The sequence below is a fragment of the Microcella putealis genome, from assembly GCF_004216575.1.
Lineage (GTDB): Bacteria > Actinomycetota > Actinomycetes > Actinomycetales > Microbacteriaceae > Microcella > Microcella putealis.
Window position 1 is genome coordinate 759,583 of the sequence record NZ_SGWW01000001.1, and the last position, 24,117, is coordinate 783,699.

Below are 24,117 nucleotides of genomic sequence, written 5' to 3' on the forward strand. Positions count from 1 at the left end.
CTTACGCGAACGCCTCAGTCGCGCCGCAGGCGCGCACATCAACGCTGCTGGACGCCGATTGAGGCGGTCGCCGCTAGGCGAACGCCTCAATCGGCGGGCAGGCGCACACGAGGTTGCGGTCGCCGTAGGCCTGGTCGACGCGGCGCACCGGCGGCCAGTACTTGTCGGCGCGAGTTGCGCCAAAACCGCCCGAGCCTGCGGCCGCCTCGTCGCCGTCGATGAGTGACGCCGGGTAGACGGCGATCTCGCGGCTGTAGGGGTGCGACCACTCGCCGGCGATGGCGCTCTCGGCCGTGTGCGGGGCGTTCACCAGCGGATTGTCGTCGGCCGGCCACTCGCCGCGCGCGACCGCGTCGGCCTCGCGACGGATCGCGATCATGGCCTGCACGAAGCGCTCGAGCTCGGCCAGGTCCTCCGACTCGGTCGGCTCGACCATGAGGGTGCCCGCCACGGGGAACGACATGGTCGGTGCGTGGAAGCCGTAGTCGATGAGGCGCTTCGCGACGTCGTCGACCGTGACGCCGGTCTGCTCGCGCAGCGGCCGCAGGTCGAGGATGCACTCGTGCGCGACGAGGCCGTTCTCGCCCGCGTAGAGCACCGGGTAGTGCTCGCGCAGCCGCAGGGCGACGTAATTGGCGGCGAGCACCGCGTTGGCGGTCGCCTCGCGCAGGCCGTCGGCGCCCATCAAGCGCGCGTACGCCCAGGAGATCGGCAGGATGCTCGCCGAGCCGTATGGCGCCGCCGAGACAGGGGCTCCGCGGTGTTCGACAGAGCCGACCGCGCCGGTCTCGAGGTCGAACGGCGGGTGCTGGTGCATCTGCGCGAGCGGGTGGCCGGGTAGGAACTCGGCGAGATGCGCCTTCGCCGCGACGGGGCCCACGCCGGGGCCGCCGCCGCCGTGCGGGATGCAGAAGGTCTTGTGCAGGTTCAGGTGACTCACGTCGCCGCCGATGTCGCCGTAGCGGGCGTAGCCGAGCAGCGCGTTGAGGTTCGCGCCGTCGATGTACACCTGGCCGCCGGCCTCGTGCACGGCCGCCGTGACATCCATCACGTCGTGCTCGTAGACGCCGTGCGTCGACGGGTAGGTGATCATGAGCGCCGCGAGCTCGTCGCGGTGCTCGGCGATCTTCGCGCGCAGGTCGTCGAGATCGACGTCGCCGGTCTCGGTCGTGCCGACGACAACGACGCGCATCCCGGCAAGAACGGCGCTAGCTGCATTCGTGCCGTGCGCGCTCGACGGGATGAGGCACACGGTGCGGTGCTCGTCGCCGCGCGAGCGGTGGTAGCCGCGAATGGCGAGCAGGCCCGCGAGCTCGCCCTGACTGCCCGCGTTCGGCTGCAGCGAGACGGCGTCGTAGCCGGTGAGCTCGGCGAGCCACGTCTCGAGGTGGCCGATCATGACGAGCGAGCCCTGCACGTCGTCCAGCGGAGCGAAGGGGTGCAGCCCATTGAACTCGGGCCAGCTGACCGCCGCCATCTCAGTCGCCGCGTTCAGCTTCATCGTGCACGAGCCGAGCGGAATCATGCCGCGGTCGAGCGCGTAGTCGCGGTCGGCGAGGCGCTTCAGGTAGCGCATCATCGACGTCTCGCTGCGGTGCGTGTGGAACACCGGGTGCGTCATGTAGTCGGATGCGCGGCGCAGCGTGTCGGGGATTCCCGACGGCGTCTCGGCACCAGGAGACGCAAACCCTGAGCCGGGCGTCGCGCCGAAGACGCCGAGCAGGCGCGGCAGGAGGTCGCGGCTCGCGGACGTGGGCTCGTCGATGCTGAAGCGCACGGTGTCAGCGTCGACGCGGTGCAGCAGCAGCTCGGCCTCGCGCGCGGCGGCGACGATGTCGTCGGCGCGACCCGGCACCCGAACAGTGAGCGTGTCGAAATACGCATCGGTGGCGACCTCGATGCTGTTCGCCGCGAGGCGGCTGGCAACGGTGCGCGTCACGCTGGCGACCCGCTCGGCGATGCGGCGCAGCCCGTCGGGGCCGTGGTAAACCCCGTACATCGAGGCCATGACGGCGAGCAGCACCTGGGCGGTGCAGATGTTGCTCGTCGCCTTGTCGCGGCGGATGTGCTGTTCCCGGGTCTGCAGCGTGAGGCGGTAGGCGGGGCGGCCGTCGGCATCTTTCGAGACGCCGACGAGGCGGCCCGGCATCTGCCGCTCGAGACCGGAGCGCACCGCGAGGTAGCCGGCGTGCGGGCCGCCGAAGCCCATCGGCACGCCAAAGCGCTGCGTGGTGCCGACGGCGACGTCGGCGCCCAGCTCGCCGGGGCTCGTGATGAGCGTGAGGGCAAGCAGGTCGGCGGCGACCACGGCGAGTCCGCCGGCGTCACGCACGCGGGCGATGACGGCCGACGGGTCCCAGATGCGACCAGACGCGGCCGGGTACTGCACGAAGACGCCGAAGGCGTCGGGCAGCTCGGCAGGGTCGGTGTCGGCGAGCGGCAGGTAGACGAGGTCGAGGCCGAGCGCTTCCGCGCGGCCGTCGAGCACGGCACGGGTCTGGGCGAACAGGTCGTCGTCGACGAGGAAGACATTCGAGGCGCTCTTCGACGCGCGGCGGGCGAGCAGCATGCCCTCGACGACCGCGGTCGCCTCGTCGAGCATGGAGGCGTTCGCGGTGCCGAGCCCCGTGAGGTCAGCGACCATCGTCTGGAAGTTCAGCAACGCCTCGAGGCGCCCCTGCGAGATCTCGGGCTGATAGGGCGTGTACGCCGTGTACCAGCTGGGGTTCTCGAGCACGTTGCGCTGAATCACCGCGGGCGTGATCGTGCCGTAGTAGCCCTGGCCGATCAGGCTCGTGCGCACCGTGTTGTGCGAGGCGATGGCGCGCAGCTCGGCCATCACCTCGGCCTCGGTGGCGGGCGCCGGAAGCGTGCGCAGAGCGGCGGTCTGGCGGATTGCGGACGGAACCGCCGCATCCATCATTGCCTCGATCGTGTCGTAGCCGAGTGCGTCGAGCATGAGGCGCTGGGCATCGGCGTCGAGGCCGATGTGGCGCTCGGAGAAGTCGCGGGACATGCGGTGCGGTGCCTTGTCTGTGGGGGTCTACGAAGCGGTTACTCGCCGATGAGGGCGCGGTACTCGTCGGCGCTCATGAGGGCCGGGGTCGCGGCGACGCGCACCTTCACGAGCCAGCCGTCGCCGTACGGGTCGGCGTTGATCGTCTCGGGGGCGTCGACGACGGCCTGGTTGGCCTCGACGACCTCGCCCTCGACGGGGGCGAACAGCTCGCCGACCGACTTGGTCGACTCGACCTCGCCGACGACCGCGCCCGAGGTGAGTGACGCGCCCACGGCCGGCAGGTCGACGTAGACGACGTCGCCGAGGGCGTCGGCCGCGTACTGGGTGATGCCGACGGTGACGACGTCACCCTCGACGCGCACCCACTCGTGCTCGGCCGTGTACTGCAGATCGCTCGGAACACTCATGGCTTACGCCTCTCGCTTGTAGAAGGGAAGGGGGACGACAGTAAAGGGGATGCGCGTGCCGCGGACGTCGACGGCGAGCGCCGTTCCGTGCGCGGCAACATCGGGATGCACGTGCGCCATCGCGATGGGCACGCCGAGCGTGGGCGACAGCGCCCCGCTCGTCACGACGCCGACCTCGCGGTCACCGTCGAACACCGGGTAGTCGGCGCGGGCGGCGCGGCGGCCCTCGCCCACCATGCCGACGAGCACGGGGGCGCCCGCTGCGGGGCCTGCCTCGATGGCGGCCTTGCCGACGAAGTGCGGCTTGTCGGTGACGACGACGCGGCCAAGACCTGCCTGCACCGGCAGGGTCTCGCGGCCGATCTCGTGGCCGTACAAGGGCATCCCTGCTTCGAGGCGCAGCGTGTCGCGGGCGGCGAGGCCACAGGGCACGAGGCCGTCGGGCTCGCCGGCGGCGAGGATCGCGCGCCACAGCTCGGCGGCGTGCTCGACGTCGACGTAGAGCTCGAAGCCGTCTTCGCCGGTGTAACCGGTGCGGGCGACGAGCACCGACCCGCCGCGCCAGGTCATGCCCATGGCGGCGTAGTAGCGCAGGGTCTCCAGAGTCGTGCCGCCTGAGAGCTCGTCGGTGGTGTCGAGGCCCTCGACGCGGCCAAGGATGCGCTCGGCCGCAGGGCCCTGGAGCGCGATGAGCGCCATCGTCTCGGTCAGGTCGACCAGCTCGACCTCGTGCACGCCGCGGCGGGCGTGCAGCGCCTCGACGGCGGGGCCCCGGTTGCCGGCGTTCGCGACGACCAGCCACTCAGCCTCGCCCGTGCGGTACACGATGAGGTCATCGATGATGCCGCCGTCGTCGGCGAGCAGCAGCGAGTACTTCGCCTTCATGTGCGGCAAGGTCGAAAGTCGACCGGCGAGCGCCTCATCGAGGTAGGCGCCGGCGTCGGGGCCGCTGACCGTGATCTCGGCCATGTGCGAGATGTCGAACAGGCCCGCAGCGGTACGCACGGCGTGGTGCTCGGCAAGGTCGGAGCTGTAGCGCACGGGCATGAGCCAGCCGCCGAAGTCGGTGAACGAAGCGCCGAGCGCCTCGTGCTCGGCATGCAGGGGCGACGTCTGCGGCGGGGGTGTGACGGACTCGGTCATGGAGTTCCTTTGGGCGCGACGGTGCGGGGCTTCGGAACTCCCCCTCTGTCATGGTGCCTGAGAGCTTCACGGGCCGGGCGGTGCCGGTCGCGCTTTCACCGTGGGCGAGGGTCAGGCACCCAGAAAGGGATGCTCGCCCTGCTTTTCAGAGTGGCCTGCGGCGCGCGGTACGGGTGCCTGAGAGATTGGCGGGGAGGCTTGCTCCTTCGGCGCCCCGGCGTGGCCGGGGACTCTTCCGCGCGCTGTGACGGCCGAGTGTGCAGTTATGGGCTCAGCGTACCAAGCCGGTGTGACGGAGACGTTACGCCGCGTCGTCGGAGCCGGGGCGCGCATCCTGATCGTCATCGCGGTTGTCGCGGAAGTAGCGGACCGTCTGCCAGATCAGCACGACGATGGTCGTGAGCGCCATGAGCGCGAAGACCGGAATCGCCCAGGAGGCGGTCGCGGGATCGACGGGGATCGGGAAGGCGAGGCCGGGAATCACGGCTCGAGGCTATCGATGTCGTCGTCCCAGTCGCCGGTCAGGGTGAGCATTTCGGCGGCCTCGAGGGTGAGTTCGCGAGTGGCGGTGAGCAGCTGCTCGGGGGTCTCGCTGCGCAGCAGTTTCTGCTGGTCGAGCGGGCCGAGCGGGGCAATCGCCGCGAGCTGCCAGATGGCGGCGCGCGGGTCGTCGTCGAGCTGAATGTCGGCCGGCCAGGGCACCTCGACGAACTCGCTCGCCTGAGCGATGGTGGCGCGCACGGTGCGCTCGACCTCCTCCATGAGGGGACGCAGCTCGTCGTCGACCTCGAAGCCGGGAACGTCGCGCACCTCGGCAACCGGGTACGGGTCGTCGGGGCGCCAGTCGACGACCTCGATGCGGCGGTCGCCCTGCGCGACGAGGCCAATGAAGCCCTCGCTCGTCTGCACCTGCGTGATGCGGGCGACGGTTCCGATGGGAAAACGCTGCTCTCCCCCACCGACCTCGCTGCCGCGCTCGATCAACACGATGCCGAACTCGGCAGGCTCGTTGCCGAGAATCTCGGAAAGCATGACGATGTAGCGCTCTTCGAAGATGCGCAGCGCTGTCGGCATGTACGGAAACAGCACCGACCCGAGCGGGAACATCGGCATGACGGGCATGGGTCGAGCGTGGCACCGCTACCTGGCAATGCGCGGTGTCATGGCGGCCCTCACGCAGATACCCCCTGGGGTATAGTGTCGGCATGTCACCGACTCCCCTCGAGGCCCGCGCGCGCCCCGTCATCGGGCAGTGGGTTATCGGAATCGATGTTCCCGTCGTCAACGAGCGCGCCGTGCGCGCGTCGGCGGGCATCCTGTTTCTCGCCGGATTCGCCGCGTGGCAATACAGCGTGCTGACCGGCGACCTGCGGCCGATGCAGCTATTCGGCATCGCCTTCGCCCTCGAGATGTACCTGCGCCTGTTCGTCGGCACCCGCTGGACGCCGACGCTCGCGCTCGGCACGCTCATCACGCGGCCGCAGCGCCCCGAATGGGTCGACGCCCGATCAAAGAAGCTCGCCTGGATGCTCGGCTTCGGCATGGCGCTCACCGGCTGTTTCGCGTTGGGCTGGCTCGGGCTCGCGCCCGCAATTGCCCAAACCATCTGCGCGATCTGCCTCACGCTGCTGTTCGCGGAGGCCGCCTTCGGCTACTGCCTGGGGTGCGAGCTTGCGCGGCGCTTGTCTCGCGAAAAGCCGACGCTCTGCTCGGGCGACACCTGCACCTACACACCGCCCAGGCGCGGCGAGACTCATCGCGTTCACGAGGCGGGACGTTCGACCCTGACCGATCGGTCGAACGGGCTCTAGCCTGTGAGAATCGCGCTATCGCGCGGCCACAGAGTCAAGGAGCACCATGCAGATCACCGGCAGAGTTTTCGCCATCACCGGAGCCGGCAACGGCATTGGCCGCGAGGTCGCCCTCGGCATCGCGCGCAAGGGCGGGCATGTCGCCGCGCTCGACCTCAGCGAGTCGGGGCTCGCCGAAACGGCGGCCCTCGCCGAGGGACTGCCCGGCCGGGTCACGACCCACGTCGTCAACATCACCGACCGCGAGGCCGCACTCGCGCTGCCCGCGGTTATCATCGCCCAGCACCGCCAGGTCGACGGCCTGCTGAACATCGCCGGCATCATCCAGAAGTTCGTGCCCGTGAACGACCTCGACTGGGACCAAATCGACCGGGTCATCAACGTCAACCTGTACGGCGTGCTGAACACCGTGAAGGCCTTCTTGCCGCATCTCGTCACACGCCCGGAGGCGGCAATCGTGAACGTCGCGAGCATGGGCGCCTACGCTCCGGTGCCTGGCCAGGGGGTCTACGGCGCAACGAAGGCCGCCGTCGCGCAGCTGAGCCGCGCCCTGCACTCAGAGCTCATGGCCACGAACGTGTCGGTGACGGGGGTGTTCCCCGGCGCGATTGGCACCAACATCTCGCAGAACTCGGGTGTCATGACGACCGAAGAGATGGAGAAGCTCGCGGCCGCCGCCGGCGACAAGGCACGCAAGACGACCGCGCCGGCAGAGGCGGGCCGCCAAATCATCGAGGCGATCGAGAAGGGCACCTACGAGATCTTCATCGGGCAGGATGCGCGGTTCATGTCGCGCCTGTCGCGCCTGAACCCGAAGAAGGCCGCTGGTCTTATTTACTCGCAGATGAAGGATCTGCTGGGCTCGTCGCCGCCGAACGGGCCTCAGAGTCGGGAGCCTGCTTTCGGCCCCTGATGAGCCCCACCTCGTACGCCGTGATCGCGATCAGGGTGATCGCGACGAGCGGCAGGACGAAGAAGACCATGACCGTCGTGAAGCCGCTGAGCGCGTCGTGCTGCACCGCGTTCAGTATGAGGTACACGGTGTACGCGACGTAGAGGGCGACGAAGAGACCGCCCTCCCAGCGCGCGATGGCGAAGCCCGTGAAGGCGATCGGAAGCAGGGCGACCGCGGCGGCCAGTGCCAGCGGCAGGTCGAGAGCGATCGCCGACGCGGCGACCGGGATGCCCGCCGGGAAGAAGATCGCCGGCACCCCGAGCACCACACCGATATTGAAGATGTTGCTACCGACGATGTTGCCGACGGCAATGTCGCGCTCGCCGCGGCGCACGGCGATGATCGATGTCACGAGCTCGGGCAGGCTGGTGCCGATCGCGACGACCGTGAGTCCGATGACGAGGCTTGAGACGCCGAACCCGGTCGCAATGTTGGACGCGCCTTCCACGAGGAATGCCGCCCCGAGGACCAGCAGCCCGATGCCAACGAGGACGAACGCAACGGCTGCGGCGATCTGCGCGGCGGGCGAGAGCTTGGACGGGGCCGCCGGGATGTCGAGATCGCCCGCGAGCTCGGGGTCGCGCTTGCTGAACCAGAAGCTCAAGGCCACGTGCACGGCCGCGGCGGCAAAGAGCAAGATTCCGTCGAGCTGGGTGATCTCCCCGTCGAGCGACAACGCGAGCAGCAGGATCGTGATGCCGACCATGACCGGAATGTCGAAACGCACCAGCTGACGCTTGACGATGAGCGGCAAAAAGAGTGCTGACAGACCGAGGATGAACAGAACGTTCACGATGTTTGAGCCAACGACGTTACCGACCGCAAGATCGGGGTCTCCCGCCGCGACGGCGCCCACGGTGACCGCCAGTTCGGGCGCGCTCGTCGACGCCGACACGATGACGAGGCCGACGACGAGCGGCGCGATGCCGAGGCGTGTGGCGAGGGTTGAGGCGCCGCGCACGAGCGCTTCGCCGCCGGCGATCAGGAGCGCGAGGCCCAGGACGACACGGCCGACATCAAGAAGATCCACGAGCACAGTCTACTGACAAGCATTTCATGTTCTCGCAGGAAAGGCGTCGCTGGCGACGCCCGACCCCTCGAAGTGGGCGAGCCAGCGCGCGAGCCCTCCTTGCAACGCGCCCCGATCATCCTCATCAAGGGCCGCAATGAGCCGGTGCTCGTTGCGCATGTGGGCGGCGTAGGCGCGATCGATCAGGTCGAGGCCGGCCGGCGTGAGTGCGACGACCCGACCGCGCCGGTCTGACTCGGCCACGCGACGCTCGATGAGGCCGGCCGTTTCGAGGCGGTCGCAGCGCTTCGTGAGGCCCCCGCTCGTGATCATCGTGCGCTCGGCGAGCTCGCTGGGGGTGCGCTCGTAGGGCTCGCCGGCGCGGCGCAACGCGGCGAGCACGTCGAACTCGCCGGTCGACAGATCGAAATCGCGATACACCGCTTCGAGCTCGGTCGTGAGGTAGGCGGCGACCCGGTGCAGGCGACCGATGATGCCCTGCGGCGACGGGTCGATCTCGGGGCGCTCGCGACGCCATTCGGCTTGAATGCTCGCGACCCGGTCGCTGTCGCGCGGGTCGGTCTTGCGGGGGTCGGCCTCGCGAGGGTCGGCCTCGCGAGGGTCAGCCTCGCGAGGGTCAGCCTCGCGAGGGGCGTCGGCGTCGTTGCCTGGGAGATTACTCACGCCGGGAATATTACCTTCCCCGGAAGATATTATGTCTTCCATGGAAAATATCTGGCGCTGGATGCTCATCACCGCAATCGCGCCCATCGCGTGGGGCTCGACCTACGTCGTCACCTCGACGTGGCTACCCGCCGACTCCCCGCTCTGGGGTGCCGTCTGGCGGGCACTGCCCGCCGGCCTCCTACTGCTGCTCATCGTGCGCGTGCTGCCGCGCGGCGTGTGGTGGTGGCGCTCACTCGTTCTCGGTGTGCTCAACATCGGCGCGTTCTTCGTGCTGATCTACGTCGCCGCCCAGCTGCTGCCGTCGTCGATCGCGTCGATGATCATGGCCATGGCCCCGATCGCCATGATGCTCGTGGCCTGGGGCGTGATCCGTGAGAAGCCTCAGCTGTTTTCGCTCGTGGGCGCCGGCCTCGGCTTCGCGGGCGTCGTGGCGCTGCTCGCCACGGGCGCGGGCTCGGTGAACGCGGGCGGCGTGCTCGCCTCTCTCGCGGCCATGCTCATGTCGTCGGTCGGCTTCATCTTCACCAAGCGCTGGAGCGGCAGCGCTCCCCTGCTGCCGATGACGGCTTGGCAACTCACCGCGGGTGGCCTGGCGATCGTTCCCGTCGCCTTCCTCGTCGAGGGTGCACCCGCTCCCGTCACCGCGAGTGAGTTCGGCGCCTTCGCCTACCTTTCGCTCGTCGCGACCCTCGCCGCTTTCGTTGGCTGGAACATGGGCCTGCGGAAGCTGCCCGCCGCCGCCGTCGGCCTCATCGGCCTGCTGAACCCGGTGACGGGCGTGCTGCTCGGGGTGGCCGTCGCGGGCGAGACCCTCACCGCCCTGCAATATGGCGGAATCGCGCTGGTCTTCGCGGGCATCCTGATCGGCCAGGCGCCCGTGCGGGCCGCCGTCGCCAGCGCGGTGCGGCGCGTTCTACCGGGCCGCCGCCGGGTCGACCGCGGGGCCGATGTTCTCGATCAGCCACGCGTTCCAGCTCGTGACGAGGCGCCAGCCCTCCAGGATGCGGCCTAGGGCCTCATCCCCGAACATCCAGTCATCCATCGGGTGGGTTCGCGCGATCGCAAGACTCGTGAGTTGAAGAAGGGCGATCTTCGGATGCTCGCGCGGGTAGCCGCGCGGAGCCGTCGCAAGCGCGCCCTCGCGCATGATCGCGAAGCCGTGCTCCTCGAGCTCATCGAGCGTCGCCTCGAGGTCGCCCACGAGGCGGTTGTCGTCGACGAGGGCGCGGAAGCGGCGTAGCTGGTCGCGGCTCGGCTGGTAGATGCCGCCGGCGAGCATCAGCCCGTGCTCGTTGAGCTGCCCGTAGTGCGCGGTGCCGTCGGCGGGAGTCGTCACGAACCCGATGTGGTCTTTGATTGGACGCTTGTCGGCGCTGAAGCGCACGTCGCGGTGGGGGCGGAAAATCTTGACGGGTCCGAACTCCGCACCGAGCACATCGGCGAGCTGCTCGACCGGCCCGCGCACCGTCTCGGCGTAGCGCGCCTTGTTCGCCTGCCACCACTCGCGGGTGTTGTTCTCGGCGAGCTCGGCGTAGAAGCGCGGCGCGTCGGGGTGGAAGCCGGTGAAGGTCACGCGGCTCCCCCACTCGCGTCGTCGGTGAGCACCGCGTCGGCGGGGCGCAGCGCCAGTTCGGTGCGTTCGGCCAGGTACGCCGGGAGCGGCATGAGGGCGCTGTCGGGTGCCGACGGCATCCAGCGAATCAGGATGCGGCCGTCGCGCACGACGACCAGGCCGGCGGCTTCGGCAGCGCCGCTCGCGACGGGGGTGGCGTCGAGCAGCACGGTGGCGCCGTCGGGGAAGCCGACGTCGACGAGCTGCTCTTTCATCGCGCGCCGCTCGCGGGCCGACTCGGCCTGGTGCCCAGGAAGCACCTGCCGCGTGGCGCGGACAATCTGCCCCACCACGTAGAGCCGCGCATCGGTGTCGACCGCGACGACCCCGAGCCGCCAGCCCACTCCGGCCCGGCGATACGTCTGCTTGCGCGGAATGAACCCCAGACTCCTGCGCGCACCGATCGTCGTGCCGAAGTGATCGTGCGGGTGTGCGGCCTGCGTGAGCCGCGCGACGGCAACGGCGAGGGCCGCGCGGTCGTCGGCGTGCATCCATGCGACCGCGTCAGCGGCGGGTTCGGGCGGCGTGGGCGTCACGCGCGGCAGGCTAACCGAACAGGCCGATGATGAGCCCAGCGAGGGTGTAGTTGAGCACGTCGCTGCCGACCTCGATGAGCCAGACCCTGAAGCCCTGCTGGCCGAACAGGCGGTGCGACAGCGATCCGGCGGCGGTGAAGACGACGCCGAGGGTGAGGCCGATCAGTGCGCCGCCGAGCGGACCGACGGGGCCGAACGCGAGGGTCGCGACGCCAATCGCGAGGGCGATGCCGATGACCTGCACGGCGGCGGCGACGGCGGTGCTGCCGAACACAACCCCCATGTTCATCCCGGAGGTGGACATGTCATCGGGGTCTTTGCCGAGCGCACGCCACCAGACGGGGAAAAACGTCTTCGGGCCGAACCAGACGGCGCCGGCGAGAAATACGACGACGAAGGCGACGCCGACGGCGAGCCAGCTGATCGGGATGAGCTCCATGGGCGCGAGCGTAGACCCGGGGTGGGCGTTGGCACGAGAGGTGGGGATGAGGAAATGCGGGTCAGTCGCGGGCGGAACGGAAAACCCAGGGCACGACCTCTGGGGCGACGTTCGCCTTCGTGGGGCATGTGCCCCTCACGGCACGTGCCGTCAGCGGCACACTCGCGCACCGCCGCACCGCCGCACCGCACCACTGCACCGCCGCACCGCCGCACCGCACCACCGCTCACACCGCGCCTTTGGTGCAATACCGGCCGAACGAAGGCGCGGTGTTGCACCATACGACCGGTTTCGGGGCATCTTGTGCGAAGCGACTACCCCTCGGTCAGCACCGGGATTATCGCACCCGAGAACACCTGCCACGCGAGCGCCGTCTTCGCGACGAGGCTCAGCGTGATGTAAGTGCGCTCGCCGACGAGATAGTCCTTCCACTTGCCGAGCTGCCTGTACTGCAGCCACTGGTTGACGGCAAAGGTGTTGAAGAAGGCGAACAGCGAGATCACGATGCCCACCACGAACGCGGGCGTCTCGACCTCCGACTCGCTGCCGATGCGCAGGAAGTAAATGACGACAACAATCCACGGAACAATGCCGACCATTGACCCGAAAATGAAGGGCAGCATCCCGCCCGAACCGGGCTGCTCGTACTTCTCCTGCAGCGCGCCGAACAGGATCATCGCGGCGTTTGCACTGAACAGGGCGATCAGGGCGCCGATGTCGGTCACGCCGTTGATGGCCAAGATCAGCCAGATCATGATCGACGAGCTGAGCGAGTACTCGACCCAGCGGAAGTAGTTGCGGTTCTGCATGAGCCCGGCCTTGTATCGGCCGTAGAACATGGGCGACGAGATGAGGAAGTGGAAGAAGGCGCTCAGCGCGAGGAAGGCGACAACGCCGATGCCGACGTTGACGTCGAACAGCTCCACGCGCTCGGGAGGGATCGGGAAGCCGGGAGGGCCGGCCAGATAATCGGCCGTCACGGCGAAGGTGACCTGCGTGCTCAGCATCGTCAAGACGACGGCGAAGCCGATGGCCTGTACGAGGTGCAGGCTGCCGGCCACCACGTTGTAGATGCGCAGGCGGGCAATCTTCTGGTCGTCGGTGCGGTCTGCGGTCGTCGATCGGGATGCACGTGCCACAGCGGAACTCCCTTGTTCGGTGGGTGCCGCGAACGCTAGCAGTTGGGGTCGCGAAAGTGATCGCCATTCGCTCGGTCAGAGCACGCGGCTCATCACCACGCTGTCGTACGTCTTGCCCGGCCAGTGGATGGTCTCGCCGTCGGTGAACCCCCAGCGTTCGTAGAGCGCGCGGAGGTGGGCCGCTGGCGCGGCGGTATCGAGGGCGAGAATCTGCGCATCCCGGTGTTTCGCGTGTGAGGCAACCGTCTCGAATAGGCGGCGCGCGAGGCCCTGGCCGCGGTGGCTGGGGTGCACCGCCAGCTGGTTGAGCCATGCGACGCGCGGTTGGCGGGCCAGCGCGGCCAGCCGGCCGATGTGCTCTCCAGGCGGGATGCTGACGGTCGCCGTCGCTATCAGCTCGCCGCTGCGCTCGATCACCCACGACAGGCCAGCGAAGAGTCGGAGCCGGGTGGTCGCCTCGGACTGGTCGACCGCCGTGAAGTTGAGCCCGGCCGCGCCATGCTCGGCGTAGGCCGCGTGGACGAGACGCGTAACGGCGGGGATATCGCCGTCGAGGGCGGGGCGGAGCGTGTTGGTCACGATACGGAATCGGCCGGTGCCGTCGCCCACGCGATCGACTCGCGCACGATGTCGACGATGACGGCCAGCTCGCGTTCGTCGCGCGGGCCGTAGACGAGGAACTCGGTGCCCCAGTCTTCGTACTGGTGCGGTTCGGCCCACCCGAGGTCGACGAGCTCAGCGCTGCGCGCAGGGTCGAGCACGAGGTGCAGCGAGGTGTCGTCAACGCCGTGAAGGTGCACCGGCTCGAACCGCGCGTCGACCGGGGCCAGTGAGCGCCGTGGCTCGACCGGCAGCGCGATACCGGTGAGATGCACCGCTCGGCTGGATGCGGGCGACACCGCGCTGTGCCCCTCGACCACACCCGGCAGCGCGAAAACCGCGGCGACTAACTCGCCCCAGACGGCAGGCGGCGCCTGCTGGTCGAGCTGTCGCTGGGGCCCGTCGGTCGAGACCCGGGGGCGCTGGCCGTCGCGGGGGTGAAGTGCGGTCATGTGGTCAAATCTAGAATGCGAGTTTTTGTTCACGGCTCAGGGCGCACAGGTCACGCCGCGTGGCCGATGCTGACAGCCGACGCCGGCACGTTCCTCGCCATCGACCTGCTCCTTCCCGTCGAGAAGCAAGCCGCGCTCCTCGCTGGTGAGTTAGAGAGGGCCCCCGCTGCCACCGTGGTCGCCCACTCGTGGGGCGGCACGCTCGTCGGCATCGCAATGGCGCACAACGGCGCTCGACCGGCAGCCCTCGTCCTCGTCGAACCCGCGCTGTTCGATCTGGCCCCAACCAACGAGAGCGTGCGCGACCACATCTCCGTCATGACGGATGCGCGAGCTCTCGCCGACGCCGGTGATCTGCGCGGCTTCTGGAACCTTGTAAAGCCGATGATGTTTGGTGCGGAGGCGACGGATGACGCGTGGGCAGCAGACGAGCCCCACGCGGCGCGATTCGCCCGGCTGACCGTGCCGTGGGGGTTCGATCTCGGCGCGGCCCTGCGCGAACTTCCCCCGACTCTCGTCATCACCGGGGCCTGGTGGGACGGGTATGAGGCGATTGCCCACGCTCTCGTGCAACGCGGCGCGGAGCACGTGAAGCTGTCGGGTGCCGGGCACCGGCCACAGGACCTGCCTGACTTCACACGCATGCTCGACGATTGGCAATCGCACTGAACCATGCGCCACCGCGCAAGCCCCTGTTGAGGTCGCGATACTCCTCGGTACTGTCGGCCGATGATCACCGGAATCCACACCATCGTGTACAGCGACGACCCAGAGGCAACCCGCGCCTACTTCCGAGACGTCATCGGGTGGCCCTTCATCGAAACATCACCGGGGTGGCTGATTTTCGCAACCGGTCCGAGTGAAGGTGGCGTGCATCCGCGTACTTGGCCGGGCCAGGACGAGCCCTACGAACAGCGCCACGAGTTGTCGTTCATCTGCGACGACCTCGACGGCACTCTCGGCGCGTTGCGTGAGAACGGCGCGACCATCGACGAGGAGATGTGGGAGCGCGAGTATGGCCGCGGGCTCAGCATCCCGGTACCCGGGATCGGGCGGGTGATGCTGTACGAACCGAGCTACGCCCCCGCGTGGGAGGCGACTCCCTAGACCGTCGTCGCGCTGAGGAACACGCCAAGAATCGACAGCATCCAGCCGACCCAGGCCAGCACCATCATCACGATGAGCCCGGTGAAGATGGCGCTCACGATGATGGCGGCCAGCGCGAGCCCGGCCCCCTGCTCGCCCGTGCGCGCGATCTGACGCTGGGCGATGATGCCGAACACGAGGCCCACCGGGGGAACGACGAAGGCGCAGATGAGCGCCACGATGGCGAACGAGTTTGTGGGCGCTACGGGCTGGGCGGTCGACGAGTAGGCGGCGTACTGCGGCTGTTCGGGAGTCGTCACGCGTTCAGTCTCTCAGCGCGCGGCGCCGGCGGCCGCGGCCACTCACAGCGCCGCAGCGATTTACGCTTAGTCAATGCGTCTTCGCCGCCTCGTCGCCCGCACTTTCTGGGCCGTCAGCCGCTGGAAACTCGTCACCGAGCCGGCGCCCACGCGCCCAACGATCCTGCTCGGCGCTCCGCACACGTCGAACTGGGACTTCGTGTTCATGCTCGCCATCACGTGGAAGCTCGACATGCACATCCGCTGGCTGGGCAAGAAAAGCCTTTTTCGAGGATGGCGCGGGCCGATCATGACGCGTTTGGGCGGCATCCCCGTCGATCGGGATGCTCCCGGTCGCGTTGTCAACGAGGTGGTCGACCGCATTCGCTCGGGCGAGGTCTTCGGACTGGTGGTCACACCCGATGGCACGCGCAAAGGTCACTCTCACTGGAAGTCGGGCTTCTACCGGATCGCTCGCGAGACCGGGTTGCCGGTGACGCTCGGCTACGTCGACCGCACCACGATGACCGTGGGGCTCGGGCCGACCATCGAGCTGACCGGTGATGTCTCGGCCGACATGGACCGCATCCGCGCGTTCTATGCCGACAAGGCGGGCGCTGTGCCCGAGAACCGGGTCGAGCCGCGGCTGCGCGAAGAGCTCGCTACGGAGTAGCCGCTACACGTTGAAGCGGAACTCGACCACGTCGCCGTCTTGCATGACGTAGTCCTTGCCCTCCATGCGGGCCTTGCCCTTGGCGCGGGCCTCGGCGACCGAGCCGCACTCGACGAGGTCGTCGAACGAGATCACCTCGGCCTTGATGAAGCCCTTCTCGAAGTCGGTGTGGATGACGCCGGCGGCCTGCGGAGCCTTCCAGCCCTTGCCGATCGTCCAGGCGCGCGACTCCTTCGGGCCGGCCGTCAGGTACGTCTGCAGGCCGAGGGTGTCGAAGCCGATGCGGGCGAGCTGGTCGAGGCCGCTCTCGGTCTGGCCGGTTGAGGCGAGCAGCTCGGCCGCATCCTCCGGGTCGAGGCCGATGAGCTCGCTCTCGATCTTCGCGTCGAGGAAGACGGCCTGGGCGGGCGCGACCAACGCGGCCAGAGCATCCATGCGGGCGCTGTCTCCGAGCACGCCCTCGTCGACGTTGAAGACGTAGATGAACGGCTTCGCCGAAAGCAGGCCGAGCTCGCGCAGCGGCGAGGAATCGAAACCGGCCGCCGACAGGGTCGTGCCGCCTTCCAGAAGCGCTTTGGCGGCGAGCGCCGCATCCAGCACCGAGGGGTCAAGCTTGCGCCCGCGCACCTCCTTCTCGTAGCGAGTGATCGCCTTCTCGAGCGTCTGCAGGTCGGCGAGCATCAGCTCGGTGTTGATGATCTCCATGTCGCTGGCCGGGTCGACCTTGCCGGCGACGTGCACGACGTCGTTGTCGGTGAAGGCGCGCACGACCTGGGCGATCGCATCCGACTCGCGGATGTTGGCGAGGAACTGGTTACCGAGGCCCTCGCCCTCGCTCGCGCCCTTCACGATGCCGGCGATGTCGACGAACGACACCGTCGCGGGCAGGATGCGCTCACTGTTGAAGATGCCGGCGAGCACCTTCAGGCGCGCATCGGGCAGCTCGACCACTCCGACGTTCGGCTCGATCGTCGCGAACGGATAGTTCGCCGCGAGCACGTCGTTCTGGGTCAGGGCGTTGAACAGGGTGGACTTGCCGACGTTGGGCAGTCCGACGATTCCGATGGTGAGGGCCACGGGGGGCAAGCCTACCTTCGGGCGGGTGCCCGGATGCGCGGGTTACGGTGGCGGGATGCATGCGTTCACGCCGCCCTCCCCCGACCGCACCCGCCCCGAGCTGCGCGGCAGCTTCGGCATGGCCGCCAGCACGCACTACCTGGCGACGGCCGCCGCGAACTCGGTGCTCGAGCGCGGCGGCAACGCTGCCGACGCCGCCGTCGCGGCCGCGTTCGTGCTGCACGTCGTTGAGCCGCACCTGAACGGCCCGGGCGGAGACCTGACGGCGCTCATCGCTCCCGCCGACGAGGCGCCGTATGTGCTCGCCGGCCAGGGCGCCGCACCGGCCGCCGCGACCATCGAGCGCTACCGCGGCCTCGGGCTCGACGAGGTGCCGGGCGCCGGCCCGCTCGCCGCCGCCGTGCCCGGCTCGGTCGTCGCGTGGCTCCACCTGCTCGCCACCCGCGGCACCTGGGAGGTGCGCGACGTGCTCGCCTTCGCCCGCGACCTCGCCCGCGACGGCCACCCCGTGCACGAGAACGTCACCCGCGTCATCGAGCGCGTCACGTCGCTCTTCACCGAGCACTGGCCCACGTCGGCCGCGCAGTGGCTCGTCGAGGGGGCGGCGCCTGCGCCGCAGTCGCGCGTGACGAACGCCGCGTACGCGGCGCTTCTGAACGGGATGATCGCGGCGGGTGAGCAGTCCGACTCGCGCGAGGAGCGCATCCAGGCGGCCGCCGACCACTGGAGCCGCATCGTCGGCGAGGCGGTCGAAGAGTTCGCCGCGACGCCGGTGCGGCACTCGGACGGCGGCGACCACGCCGGCGTCATGACGGCGGCCGACGTGGCCGCGTTCGCGCCCGCGGAGGAGGAACCGGCGCGGCTCGCGTTCCGCGGGTTCGAGGTCGTGAAGGCGGGCGTGTGGACGCAGGGCCCCGCGTTGCTGATGACGCTCGCGATTCTGGATGCGGTGGCCTCGGCCGACGGGGACGACCGGCGGTTGGACCCGGGCACGGCCGAGGGCATCCACACGATCACCGAAGCGCTGAAGCTCGCGCTCGCCGACCGCGACGCGTGGTTCGCCGACCCGGCGGGGCTCGCCGCGCGCGGGCTATCGGTTCCGCTGGATGAGCTGCTGAGCGCGTCGTACGCCCGGGAGCGGGCGGCGCTCATCGGTGAGACGGCGTCGAGCGAGGTGCGGCCGGGGCGGCCCGGCGGGCGTGAACCGTGGATGCCGCCGGTGCGTATTGCCGCCGACGCTTCAGACGGTTCGGCGGGCGCGTTGGCGGCCTCGGGCGAGCCGACGATTGACCGTCGCACGGGCGCGCAGCGCGGCGACACGTGTCACCTCGACGTGGTCGATCGTTCGGGGTTCATGATTTCGGCGACGCCGTCGGGTGGTTGGCTGCAGTCGTCGCCGACGATTCCGGCGCTGGGGTTCTGCCTGGGCACGCGCCTGCAGATGACGTGGCTCGACGAGTCCTCGCCGTCGGCGCTGGCGCCGGGGGTGCGGCCGCGGTCGACGCTCTCGCCGACCCTGCTCGCACGGGACGGCCGCGTCGTGGAGGCGCTCGGCACCCCGGGCGGCGACCAGCAGGACCAGTGGCAGCTGCTCTACCTGCTGCGCCGCATTGTGGGCGGTTTCGAGCCGCAGCAGGCGATCGACGCCCCCATGTTCCACACGGATGCGATGGTCGCCTCGTTCGCGCCCCGCACTGTACAGCCGCGGTCGCTGACGGTCGAGTCGCGAGTCGGCGACGAGGTGGTCGCGGAGCTGCGTTCGCGCGGGCACGAGGTGAACGTGGTGGGGCCGTGGACGCTTGGGCGACTGAGCGCGGTCGGGGTCGACCCTGAGCGTGGGTGGTTGTACGCGGCGGCGAACTCGCGCGGGGCGCAGGGGTACGCGGCCGGGCGTTAGACCGAGAACCCTCCGTCGCTCGTGATGAGCTGACCCGAGATCCAGCGCCCGTCATCGGAGAGCAGAAATTCGACGAGTCGGGCCGCGTCGTCGGGCGTGCCGAGGCGTCCGGTCGGCTGCCGCGCGGTGAGGGTGTCGCGGATCTCGTCTGTCATCCAGCCGGTGTCGACGGGGCCCGGGTTGATCACGTTGGCCGTGATGCCGCGGTCGCCGAGTTCGCGTGCGGCGGCGATGACGATGCGGTCGAGCGCGCCTTTGCTCGCCCCGTACGGCAGGTTGTCGACGACGTGGTCGCTCGTGAACGCGGCGATCCGCCCGCCCGTCTCGGGCACCTGCCGCGCGAAGGCGGCGATGAGCTGCCAGGCGGCCCGCACGTTGACGGCGAAGTGCCGCTCGAAGCTCTCGAGCGTTGTCGTCAGGATGCTCGAATCGATGCTTTCGGAATGGCACAGCACCAGCCCGCTCACCGGGCCGAGGGCCTTGGCCGCGGTCGTGACGACCGATTCGACGGCGGTCGCGTCCGTGAAGTCAACCTCGATCGGATGCGCGAGGGCGCCCGCCGCGCGGATCTCCTCGGCGATGCGCATCACCCCGTCGCCCTCGTAAGGAAGCTGGGCGCGTTGCTCGTACGCACCCCAGTGCGTGAAGGCAATGTCCCACCCCGCGTGGGCGAGCCGCAGGGCGACGGCGTGGCCGATGCTGCCGCGGCGCCCCACCCCGGTGAGGAGGGCCGTCGGGCGTGCAGACGATGATGTGGCCATCGGGTCACTCTGCCGTATTCGAGTCCGCCGCGGGCGCCACGAGTGCGTACTCGGATCCGTCCGCGCGACGCTCCAGGAGCTCCTGGTCGACGAGGTAACGGCGCAGCACCGCGACGTCATCGCTGAAAACGGCGAGCCGTTCGTTGATGGCGCGCTCGTTGAGCACCTCGTCGGGGCGGAAGGCGCGGCGGGCAACCTCCGATAGCAACTCGCGCCGCGCATCCGGGTTCGCCGGATACTGCGCGATGCGACCGCCGACGAGGTACCGGTCGACGCCCCGACGGGGCGCGACCGCGTTCACCGCAAGGATGCGCGCTACGACCCGGTCGTCGAACCGCCCGGTCTCGGGGTCGACCAGTCCCGCGGCCCGCAGCGTCTCGGCAACGCGATCGCACTTCGCCAGCGGCAAAGGCTCGACGGCGTCGTCGAGTGTCGCGCCGAGCATCAGCCGCGCGGCCGCCTCGCGGGAGTGTGGTTTCGCGAGGGCGGCGATGATCGGGCGCCAGGCGTGGGGGTTGGCGCTGATCGCTTCGGCATGCGGCATACCGTCCATCCTGTCCTGGCATCGTGGCTTTCCGCGCGACGCTCGCCCCTTGACCGCGACCCACCGCAGGTCCACAGTGGCCCCATGGCAAAGGTCGAACACTTCGAGATTCCGGTCGACAACATCGAGCGCGCGCAGGGCTTCTACCGTGACGTTCTCGGGTTCACGTATGAGCCCTGGGGCGACGACATGGGCATGCTGCACCAGCCCGACGGCGAGGGCATCAGCGGCGACCTGCACATTCGTGAAACGCTCGCCCACCCCACAGTGGTCTTCACTGTCGACGATCTTGAAGGCACCATCGCGCGCGCCGTCGCTGCGGGCGGCGAGCAGGTGGGCGAAATTCAGCCGATGGGCGACACGGCTCGGTGGGTGTACATCCGCGACAGTGAGGGCAACGCGATCGGGCTGTTTCACGACACGGCCGAGTAGTGCCGGCCCACCCCACGCGGGCGACTAGCGCGGCGTCGGGACGAGCGTGACCGAGCGGATGCGCGCATCCGCGACCTCGACGGTCATCACGGTACCGACGGGCTGGCGGCGGCGATCGGTCGGCGAGCCGGGGTTCAGCAGGCGCAGGCCGCTCGGCGTCGTCGAATCCCACGGGATGTGCGAGTGGCCGAACACCAGCAGATCGGCGGGGTCGGACGAGCCTGGCCCGAAGCGTTCATCGCAGCGCCTCTCGCGCCCGGCGGCGGCACCGGTCTCGTGGATGACGGCGATGCGCACCCCCTCGACCTCGACGCGGGCAACCTCGCCCAGCCGCTGCCAGACCGCGGGCCCATCGTTGTTGCCAGCCACCCCCACCAGGCGGGATGCGCGCCCCGCAAGCGCGTCAACGGTCGCCTCATCGACCCAGTCCCCCGCGTGAATCACGAGGTCGGCCTCGTCGACCAGCCGCCACACCTGCGGTTGCAACTCTTTTGCGCGCACGGGGAGGTGCGTGTCGCTGATCAGTAGGAGTCTCACTCCGCTCCCCCGGACCGGTCGCGCGCCTCGTCGCTGATGAGGCGCTTACCCATGCTGACGACCTCGTCGACGGCGAAGCCGAGGTGGCGGTAAAAGCCGACCGCGGCCTCATTGTCGGCGCGCACCTGCAGGTTCACTTTCGGACAGCCGAGAGCTGCAAGCTCACGCTCGACATGGGCGACGAGCGCACGACCGACCCCATCCCCGCGCACCGTGCGCGCCGTCGCGAGGTAATTCATCCAGCCGCGGTGCCCGTCGAAGCCCGCCATGACCGCGCCGACGATCACATCATCCTTACCGGTCGCGACGACGAAAAGCTCGGGCTGCACCGACAGCTTGCGCGCAATGTCGGCGCGGGGGTCATTCCACGGACGCAGCAAACCTGCCTCCTGCCACAGGGCGACGACGTGATCCTCATCAGCCGGCACGAATGTGCGGATGCGAATTGCGGCGCCGCCGCCCGACATCAACCGCGCGACCTTGTCGGCGAGCTCGGCGACCGGACGTTGTCCGTCGAGCTCGTGCGTTGCGCTGCGGCGCAGCAGCGGCTCGACCTCAGCCGTGTAGCGGCGAATGTCGGCGCGCTCCTCCGCCGTGCGTCCGTACGTGTTGTTCGCGCGGGTGGCGACCCGGTCGAGCAGCACGTCGATGGGCGCGCTCAGCAGCACGACTGCGTCGAAACGGTCGTAGAAGGCGCCCTGGTTCTCAACCGTGCCGGAGACGACCAGGTCATCATGGGCGGCGAGCAGTGCATCCATTTTCTCGACACGCCAGAGGCGATCATCGATCGTGTACCCGCCGTAGTCGGTGTCGACGGCAGTGACGCCGCGACGCGCCAACTCGGCGAGGAGCGTCGACTTACCGGCCCCCGACATACCCGTGATCAGGATGCGCGCCATGGGTCGAGCCTAGGCAACAGCCACGCGCCACCGCTCAGATCGCGAGAGAACCCTCTACGCCAGCGACTCGACCGGCGCGCGCAGCGCCGGCGCGACATCACGCATGATCGCCTCGAGGATGCGCGCGTTGAAGTCGACACCCAACTGATTCGGCACCGTGATGAGCAGCGTGTCCGCAGCCTGCACGGCCTGGTCGCGCGACAGCTCCTCGGCGAGGCGGTCGGGGGTGCCGATGTACTGGCGGCCGAAGCGCGAGCGGGCTCCGTCGAGGATGCCGACCTGGTCGCGCTGCTCCGCTTGGGCGTGCAGGCCGAAGTAGTGCTCGGTCTCGTCGTCGATCAGCGGGATCACGCTGCGGCTCACCGACACCCGCGGCTCGTGCTCGTGACCAGCCGACGCCCACGCCGCGCGGAACAACGCGATCTGCTCGGCCTGCAGCTCGTCGAACGGCACACCCGTGTCTTCAGTCAGCAGCGTCGAACTCATCAGGTTCATGCCCTGCTCGGCCGCCCACACCGCGGTCGCCCGCGTGCCGGCACCCCACCAGATGCGTTGCGCCAGCCCCGGCGCCTGCGGAGTCACCGGCAAGAGCCCCGCCATGCCCACCATCTGCGGGTTCGCCGGCGCAAGCCCCGCCCCCGTGATGGCCTCGCGGAACGCCGCCGTGTGGCGCCTCGCCATGTCGGCGTCCGTCTCGTCGTCGCGCACGCCGTCGCCCGCGCCCGGAACATGGCCGAACACCTCGTAGCCGGCAATCGACGTCTCGGGTGACCCGCGGCTGATGCCCAGGTGCAGACGCCCGCCACTGATGAGGTCGGTGGCCGCGGCGTTTTCGGCCATCGCGAGCGGGTTCTCGTAGCGCATGTCGATGACGCCCGTACCGAGCTCGATCCGCGACGTTCGGGCCGCCGCGGCGGCGAGCATCGGGTACGGCGACGAGTAGTTCTTCGCGAAGTGGTGCACGCGGTAGTACGCCCCGTCGACGCCGACCTCCTCGGCGGCAACCGCCAACTCGATGCCCTGCAGAATCGCGTCGCCGCCCGTGCGGGTCAGTGAGCCCTGCACGTTGCTCCAGTTACCGAACGACAGAAAGCCGATGCGCGTCATGCTGATGCAAACGCATGGATGCGCGTGGCTATTCCATGGGACGCGCGGGCGGGGCGGGCGCCGCGGTGGCGACCGGTCCCGTGGGCGGGTGCGCAGCATCCGCCCCCTTCGTCGCGCCGGGGCGCGTCGTCAGGAAGACGCCCGCGAGCACGATCGCGCCGCCGATCAGCTCGCCGAGGGTGATGAGGTCGCCGAAGACGAACGCGATCAGCGCCGTGAACACGGGCAGCAGGTTCAGGAAGACGCCGGTCTTCGACGGGCCGAGGTTCGTCACGGCGATGTTCCACAGCAGGTACGACATGGCCGACGGGAAGATGATGATCCACGCCAGGCCCAGCCACGCTTCGCCGCTCGGGCCCGCAGCAATGCCCGGCAACCCGACCACCGCGAGCAGCGGCAGCATGACGACCACGCTCAGCGCCGCCTGCACGGCGGTCGCCGTAATCGGCGGGGTCTTGACGCGGCGGCTGACGATGACATACGCCGTCCAGACGCTGATCGCGCCGAGCATGAGCAGGTCACCCGGCGAGAAGACGAGTGCGAACTCGCCCGAGCCGGTGAAGACCACGATGAGAACGCCGACAAACGAGATGGCGATGCCGAGAGCGCCCATTTTCAGGATGCGCTCGCCGAGAAAAATGACTGCCGCAATCGCGATGACCGCCGGATTGATGGCGCTGATGACGGATGCCGTCACGGGCGAGGTGGTCGCCAGCGCCGCGTAGAGAAACAGGGTGTACCCGACCATGCCGAGGATCGCCTGCAGCGTGTGCAGCGGCCACTCGCGGAGGGCCGATCGCCAGTTCGGCTTCTCGAGCCACCAGGCGACGAGTACCAGAATCGGCACCGCGCCAAGCCAGCGCAGCCAGGTCAGCTCGATGGGGGTGAACTCGTCGACGACGAGGGCGGCGACCACGAAGTTCGACGCCCAGAACAGCTGGGCAAAAACCGGTGGGCTAAAGCGACGAAGGGCGTTCACGGTCTCCAGGCTAGGGC

At 69.3% G+C, this 24,117-nt stretch carries 29 protein-coding genes and 2 riboswitches; of the genes, 8 read left to right on the forward strand and 21 right to left on the reverse strand.

The annotated features are described in order from the left end of the window. Positions 1-73: 73 nt before the first annotated feature. The 5 genes from gcvP to EV141_RS03715 form a co-directional block, all read right to left on the reverse strand. The gene (gene gcvP / locus EV141_RS03695) at positions 74-3,016 is read right to left on the reverse strand and encodes an aminomethyl-transferring glycine dehydrogenase (protein WP_130484593.1); all 2,943 of its coding nucleotides are present in this window, start codon (positions 3,014-3,016) and stop codon (positions 74-76) included. 38 nt (positions 3,017-3,054) lie between these two features. Continuing rightward, positions 3,055-3,426, reverse strand: coding sequence for a glycine cleavage system protein GcvH (gene gcvH / locus EV141_RS03700; protein WP_130484594.1), 372 nt, complete (start codon positions 3,424-3,426; stop codon positions 3,055-3,057). A 3-nt stretch (positions 3,427-3,429) separates the two neighbouring features. Further along, complete coding sequence (gene gcvT, locus EV141_RS03705; RefSeq protein WP_130484595.1) at positions 3,430-4,569, reverse strand: glycine cleavage system aminomethyltransferase GcvT; 1,140 nt, start codon at positions 4,567-4,569, stop codon at positions 3,430-3,432. Positions 4,570-4,607: 38 nt separating this feature from the next. After that, positions 4,608-4,723: riboswitch (glycine riboswitch) on the reverse strand. A gap of 1 nt (position 4,724) precedes the next feature. Further along, positions 4,725-4,817: riboswitch (glycine riboswitch) on the reverse strand. A 53-nt stretch (positions 4,818-4,870) separates the two neighbouring features. Then, a complete protein-coding gene (locus EV141_RS03710) occupies positions 4,871-5,053 on the reverse strand; it encodes a hypothetical protein (RefSeq protein ID WP_130484596.1) in 183 nt (60 codons plus the stop codon). Further along, positions 5,050-5,691, reverse strand: a complete 642-nt coding sequence (locus EV141_RS03715; protein WP_130484597.1) for an LON peptidase substrate-binding domain-containing protein — start codon at positions 5,689-5,691, stop codon at positions 5,050-5,052. Before EV141_RS03715 ends, EV141_RS03710 begins: the two co-directional genes overlap by 4 nt. Before the next feature lie 83 nt (positions 5,692-5,774). Between EV141_RS03715 and EV141_RS03720 the strand changes: the two genes are divergently transcribed. Together EV141_RS03720 and EV141_RS03725 are read left to right on the forward strand one after the other, a co-directional pair. After that, positions 5,775-6,380, forward strand: a complete 606-nt coding sequence (locus EV141_RS03720; protein ID WP_130484598.1) for a DUF4395 domain-containing protein — start codon at positions 5,775-5,777, stop codon at positions 6,378-6,380. A gap of 46 nt (positions 6,381-6,426) precedes the next feature. Continuing rightward, positions 6,427-7,293 (forward strand): SDR family NAD(P)-dependent oxidoreductase, encoded by an 867-nt coding sequence (locus EV141_RS03725; RefSeq protein ID WP_130484599.1) that lies wholly within the window; start codon positions 6,427-6,429, stop codon positions 7,291-7,293. On the opposite strand, the gene EV141_RS03730 is transcribed toward EV141_RS03725, so the two are convergent. Next, a complete protein-coding gene (locus EV141_RS03730; RefSeq protein ID WP_130484600.1) occupies positions 7,211-8,365 on the reverse strand; it encodes a calcium/sodium antiporter in 1,155 nt (384 codons plus the stop codon). The genes EV141_RS03725 and EV141_RS03730 overlap by 83 nt on opposite strands. Before the next feature lie 24 nt (positions 8,366-8,389). After that, positions 8,390-8,893, reverse strand: a complete 504-nt coding sequence (locus tag EV141_RS03735; RefSeq protein WP_241969048.1) for a MarR family winged helix-turn-helix transcriptional regulator — start codon at positions 8,891-8,893, stop codon at positions 8,390-8,392. A gap of 175 nt (positions 8,894-9,068) precedes the next feature. Here EV141_RS03735 and EV141_RS03740 point away from each other — a divergent pair, with 175 nt between their 5' ends. Beyond that, the gene (locus tag EV141_RS03740) at positions 9,069-10,043 is read left to right on the forward strand and encodes an EamA family transporter (RefSeq protein ID WP_130484602.1); all 975 of its coding nucleotides are present in this window, start codon (positions 9,069-9,071) and stop codon (positions 10,041-10,043) included. Here the strand turns inward: EV141_RS03740 and EV141_RS12245 are convergent. From EV141_RS12245 to EV141_RS03765, 6 genes are all read right to left on the reverse strand, one after another. Next, positions 9,945-10,604, reverse strand: coding sequence for a DUF2461 domain-containing protein (locus tag EV141_RS12245; protein WP_157985494.1), 660 nt, complete (start codon positions 10,602-10,604; stop codon positions 9,945-9,947). The genes EV141_RS03740 and EV141_RS12245 overlap by 99 nt on opposite strands. Continuing rightward, the gene (locus EV141_RS12250; RefSeq protein ID WP_157985495.1) at positions 10,601-11,179 is read right to left on the reverse strand and encodes a hypothetical protein; all 579 of its coding nucleotides are present in this window, start codon (positions 11,177-11,179) and stop codon (positions 10,601-10,603) included. The genes EV141_RS12245 and EV141_RS12250 overlap by 4 nt, the downstream gene beginning before the upstream one ends. 10 nt (positions 11,180-11,189) lie before the next feature. Then, positions 11,190-11,618 (reverse strand): DUF1761 domain-containing protein, encoded by a 429-nt coding sequence (locus EV141_RS03750; protein ID WP_130484604.1) that lies wholly within the window; start codon positions 11,616-11,618, stop codon positions 11,190-11,192. A 314-nt stretch (positions 11,619-11,932) separates the two neighbouring features. Continuing rightward, positions 11,933-12,757, reverse strand: a complete 825-nt coding sequence (gene heR, locus EV141_RS03755) for a heliorhodopsin HeR (protein WP_130484605.1) — start codon at positions 12,755-12,757, stop codon at positions 11,933-11,935. Between the two features lie 75 nt (positions 12,758-12,832). Beyond that, a complete protein-coding gene (locus tag EV141_RS03760) occupies positions 12,833-13,336 on the reverse strand; it encodes a GNAT family N-acetyltransferase (protein WP_157985496.1) in 504 nt (167 codons plus the stop codon). Then, positions 13,333-13,809: a luciferase domain-containing protein gene (locus tag EV141_RS03765; protein ID WP_221625038.1), complete on the reverse strand. Its 477-nt coding sequence runs from the start codon at positions 13,807-13,809 to the stop codon at positions 13,333-13,335. Before EV141_RS03765 ends, EV141_RS03760 begins: the two co-directional genes overlap by 4 nt. Before the next feature lie 15 nt (positions 13,810-13,824). On the opposite strand from EV141_RS03765, the gene EV141_RS03770 reads away from it, so the two are divergent. Further along, complete coding sequence (locus tag EV141_RS03770) at positions 13,825-14,478, forward strand: alpha/beta fold hydrolase (protein ID WP_157985497.1); 654 nt, start codon at positions 13,825-13,827, stop codon at positions 14,476-14,478. 60 nt (positions 14,479-14,538) lie between these two features. Continuing rightward, complete coding sequence (locus EV141_RS03775; RefSeq protein ID WP_130484608.1) at positions 14,539-14,916, forward strand: VOC family protein; 378 nt, start codon at positions 14,539-14,541, stop codon at positions 14,914-14,916. On the opposite strand, the gene EV141_RS03780 is transcribed toward EV141_RS03775, so the two are convergent. Further along, the gene (locus tag EV141_RS03780; RefSeq protein WP_130484609.1) at positions 14,913-15,215 is read right to left on the reverse strand and encodes a DUF4190 domain-containing protein; all 303 of its coding nucleotides are present in this window, start codon (positions 15,213-15,215) and stop codon (positions 14,913-14,915) included. The genes EV141_RS03775 and EV141_RS03780 overlap by 4 nt on opposite strands. Before the next feature lie 73 nt (positions 15,216-15,288). Here EV141_RS03780 and EV141_RS03785 point away from each other — a divergent pair, with 73 nt between their 5' ends. Further along, positions 15,289-15,867, forward strand: coding sequence for a 1-acyl-sn-glycerol-3-phosphate acyltransferase (locus tag EV141_RS03785; RefSeq protein ID WP_130484610.1), 579 nt, complete (start codon positions 15,289-15,291; stop codon positions 15,865-15,867). A gap of 3 nt (positions 15,868-15,870) precedes the next feature. Here EV141_RS03785 and ychF read toward each other — a convergent pair whose 3' ends face one another. Continuing rightward, positions 15,871-16,944 carry a redox-regulated ATPase YchF gene (ychF, locus tag EV141_RS03790; RefSeq protein ID WP_130484611.1) on the reverse strand — a complete coding sequence of 358 codons (1,074 nt, stop codon included), beginning with the start codon at positions 16,942-16,944 and terminating at the stop codon, positions 15,871-15,873. A 55-nt stretch (positions 16,945-16,999) separates the two neighbouring features. On the opposite strand from ychF, the gene EV141_RS03795 reads away from it, so the two are divergent. Further along, positions 17,000-18,841, forward strand: a complete 1,842-nt coding sequence (locus EV141_RS03795) for a gamma-glutamyltransferase family protein (RefSeq protein WP_130484612.1) — start codon at positions 17,000-17,002, stop codon at positions 18,839-18,841. Here the strand turns inward: EV141_RS03795 and EV141_RS03800 are convergent. Then, entirely contained in the window at positions 18,838-19,602 is a 765-nt protein-coding gene (locus tag EV141_RS03800) for an SDR family oxidoreductase (protein ID WP_130484613.1), read from the reverse strand. The two genes, EV141_RS03795 and EV141_RS03800, sit on opposite strands and share 4 nt — an antisense overlap. Positions 19,603-19,606: 4 nt before the next feature. Beyond that, positions 19,607-20,146, reverse strand: a complete 540-nt coding sequence (locus tag EV141_RS03805; RefSeq protein ID WP_130484614.1) for a DUF2087 domain-containing protein — start codon at positions 20,144-20,146, stop codon at positions 19,607-19,609. An 84-nt stretch (positions 20,147-20,230) separates the two neighbouring features. Here EV141_RS03805 and EV141_RS03810 point away from each other — a divergent pair, with 84 nt between their 5' ends. Beyond that, positions 20,231-20,578: a VOC family protein gene (locus EV141_RS03810; RefSeq protein ID WP_130484615.1), complete on the forward strand. Its 348-nt coding sequence runs from the start codon at positions 20,231-20,233 to the stop codon at positions 20,576-20,578. Between the two features lie 24 nt (positions 20,579-20,602). On the opposite strand, the gene EV141_RS03815 is transcribed toward EV141_RS03810, so the two are convergent. From EV141_RS03815 to EV141_RS03830, 4 genes are read right to left on the reverse strand one after another with little or no spacing between them, the layout of a single operon-like run. After that, positions 20,603-21,115, reverse strand: coding sequence for a metallophosphoesterase family protein (locus tag EV141_RS03815; protein ID WP_130484616.1), 513 nt, complete (start codon positions 21,113-21,115; stop codon positions 20,603-20,605). After that, a complete protein-coding gene (locus EV141_RS12415; protein WP_130484617.1) occupies positions 21,112-22,014 on the reverse strand; it encodes a GNAT family acetyltransferase in 903 nt (300 codons plus the stop codon). Before EV141_RS12415 ends, EV141_RS03815 begins: the two co-directional genes overlap by 4 nt. A gap of 54 nt (positions 22,015-22,068) precedes the next feature. Then, entirely contained in the window at positions 22,069-23,121 is a 1,053-nt protein-coding gene (locus tag EV141_RS03825) for an LLM class flavin-dependent oxidoreductase (RefSeq protein WP_130484618.1), read from the reverse strand. A gap of 28 nt (positions 23,122-23,149) precedes the next feature. Then, positions 23,150-24,100 carry a DMT family transporter gene (locus EV141_RS03830; RefSeq protein WP_185740085.1) on the reverse strand — a complete coding sequence of 317 codons (951 nt, stop codon included), beginning with the start codon at positions 24,098-24,100 and terminating at the stop codon, positions 23,150-23,152. Positions 24,101-24,117: the final 17 nt, after the last annotated feature.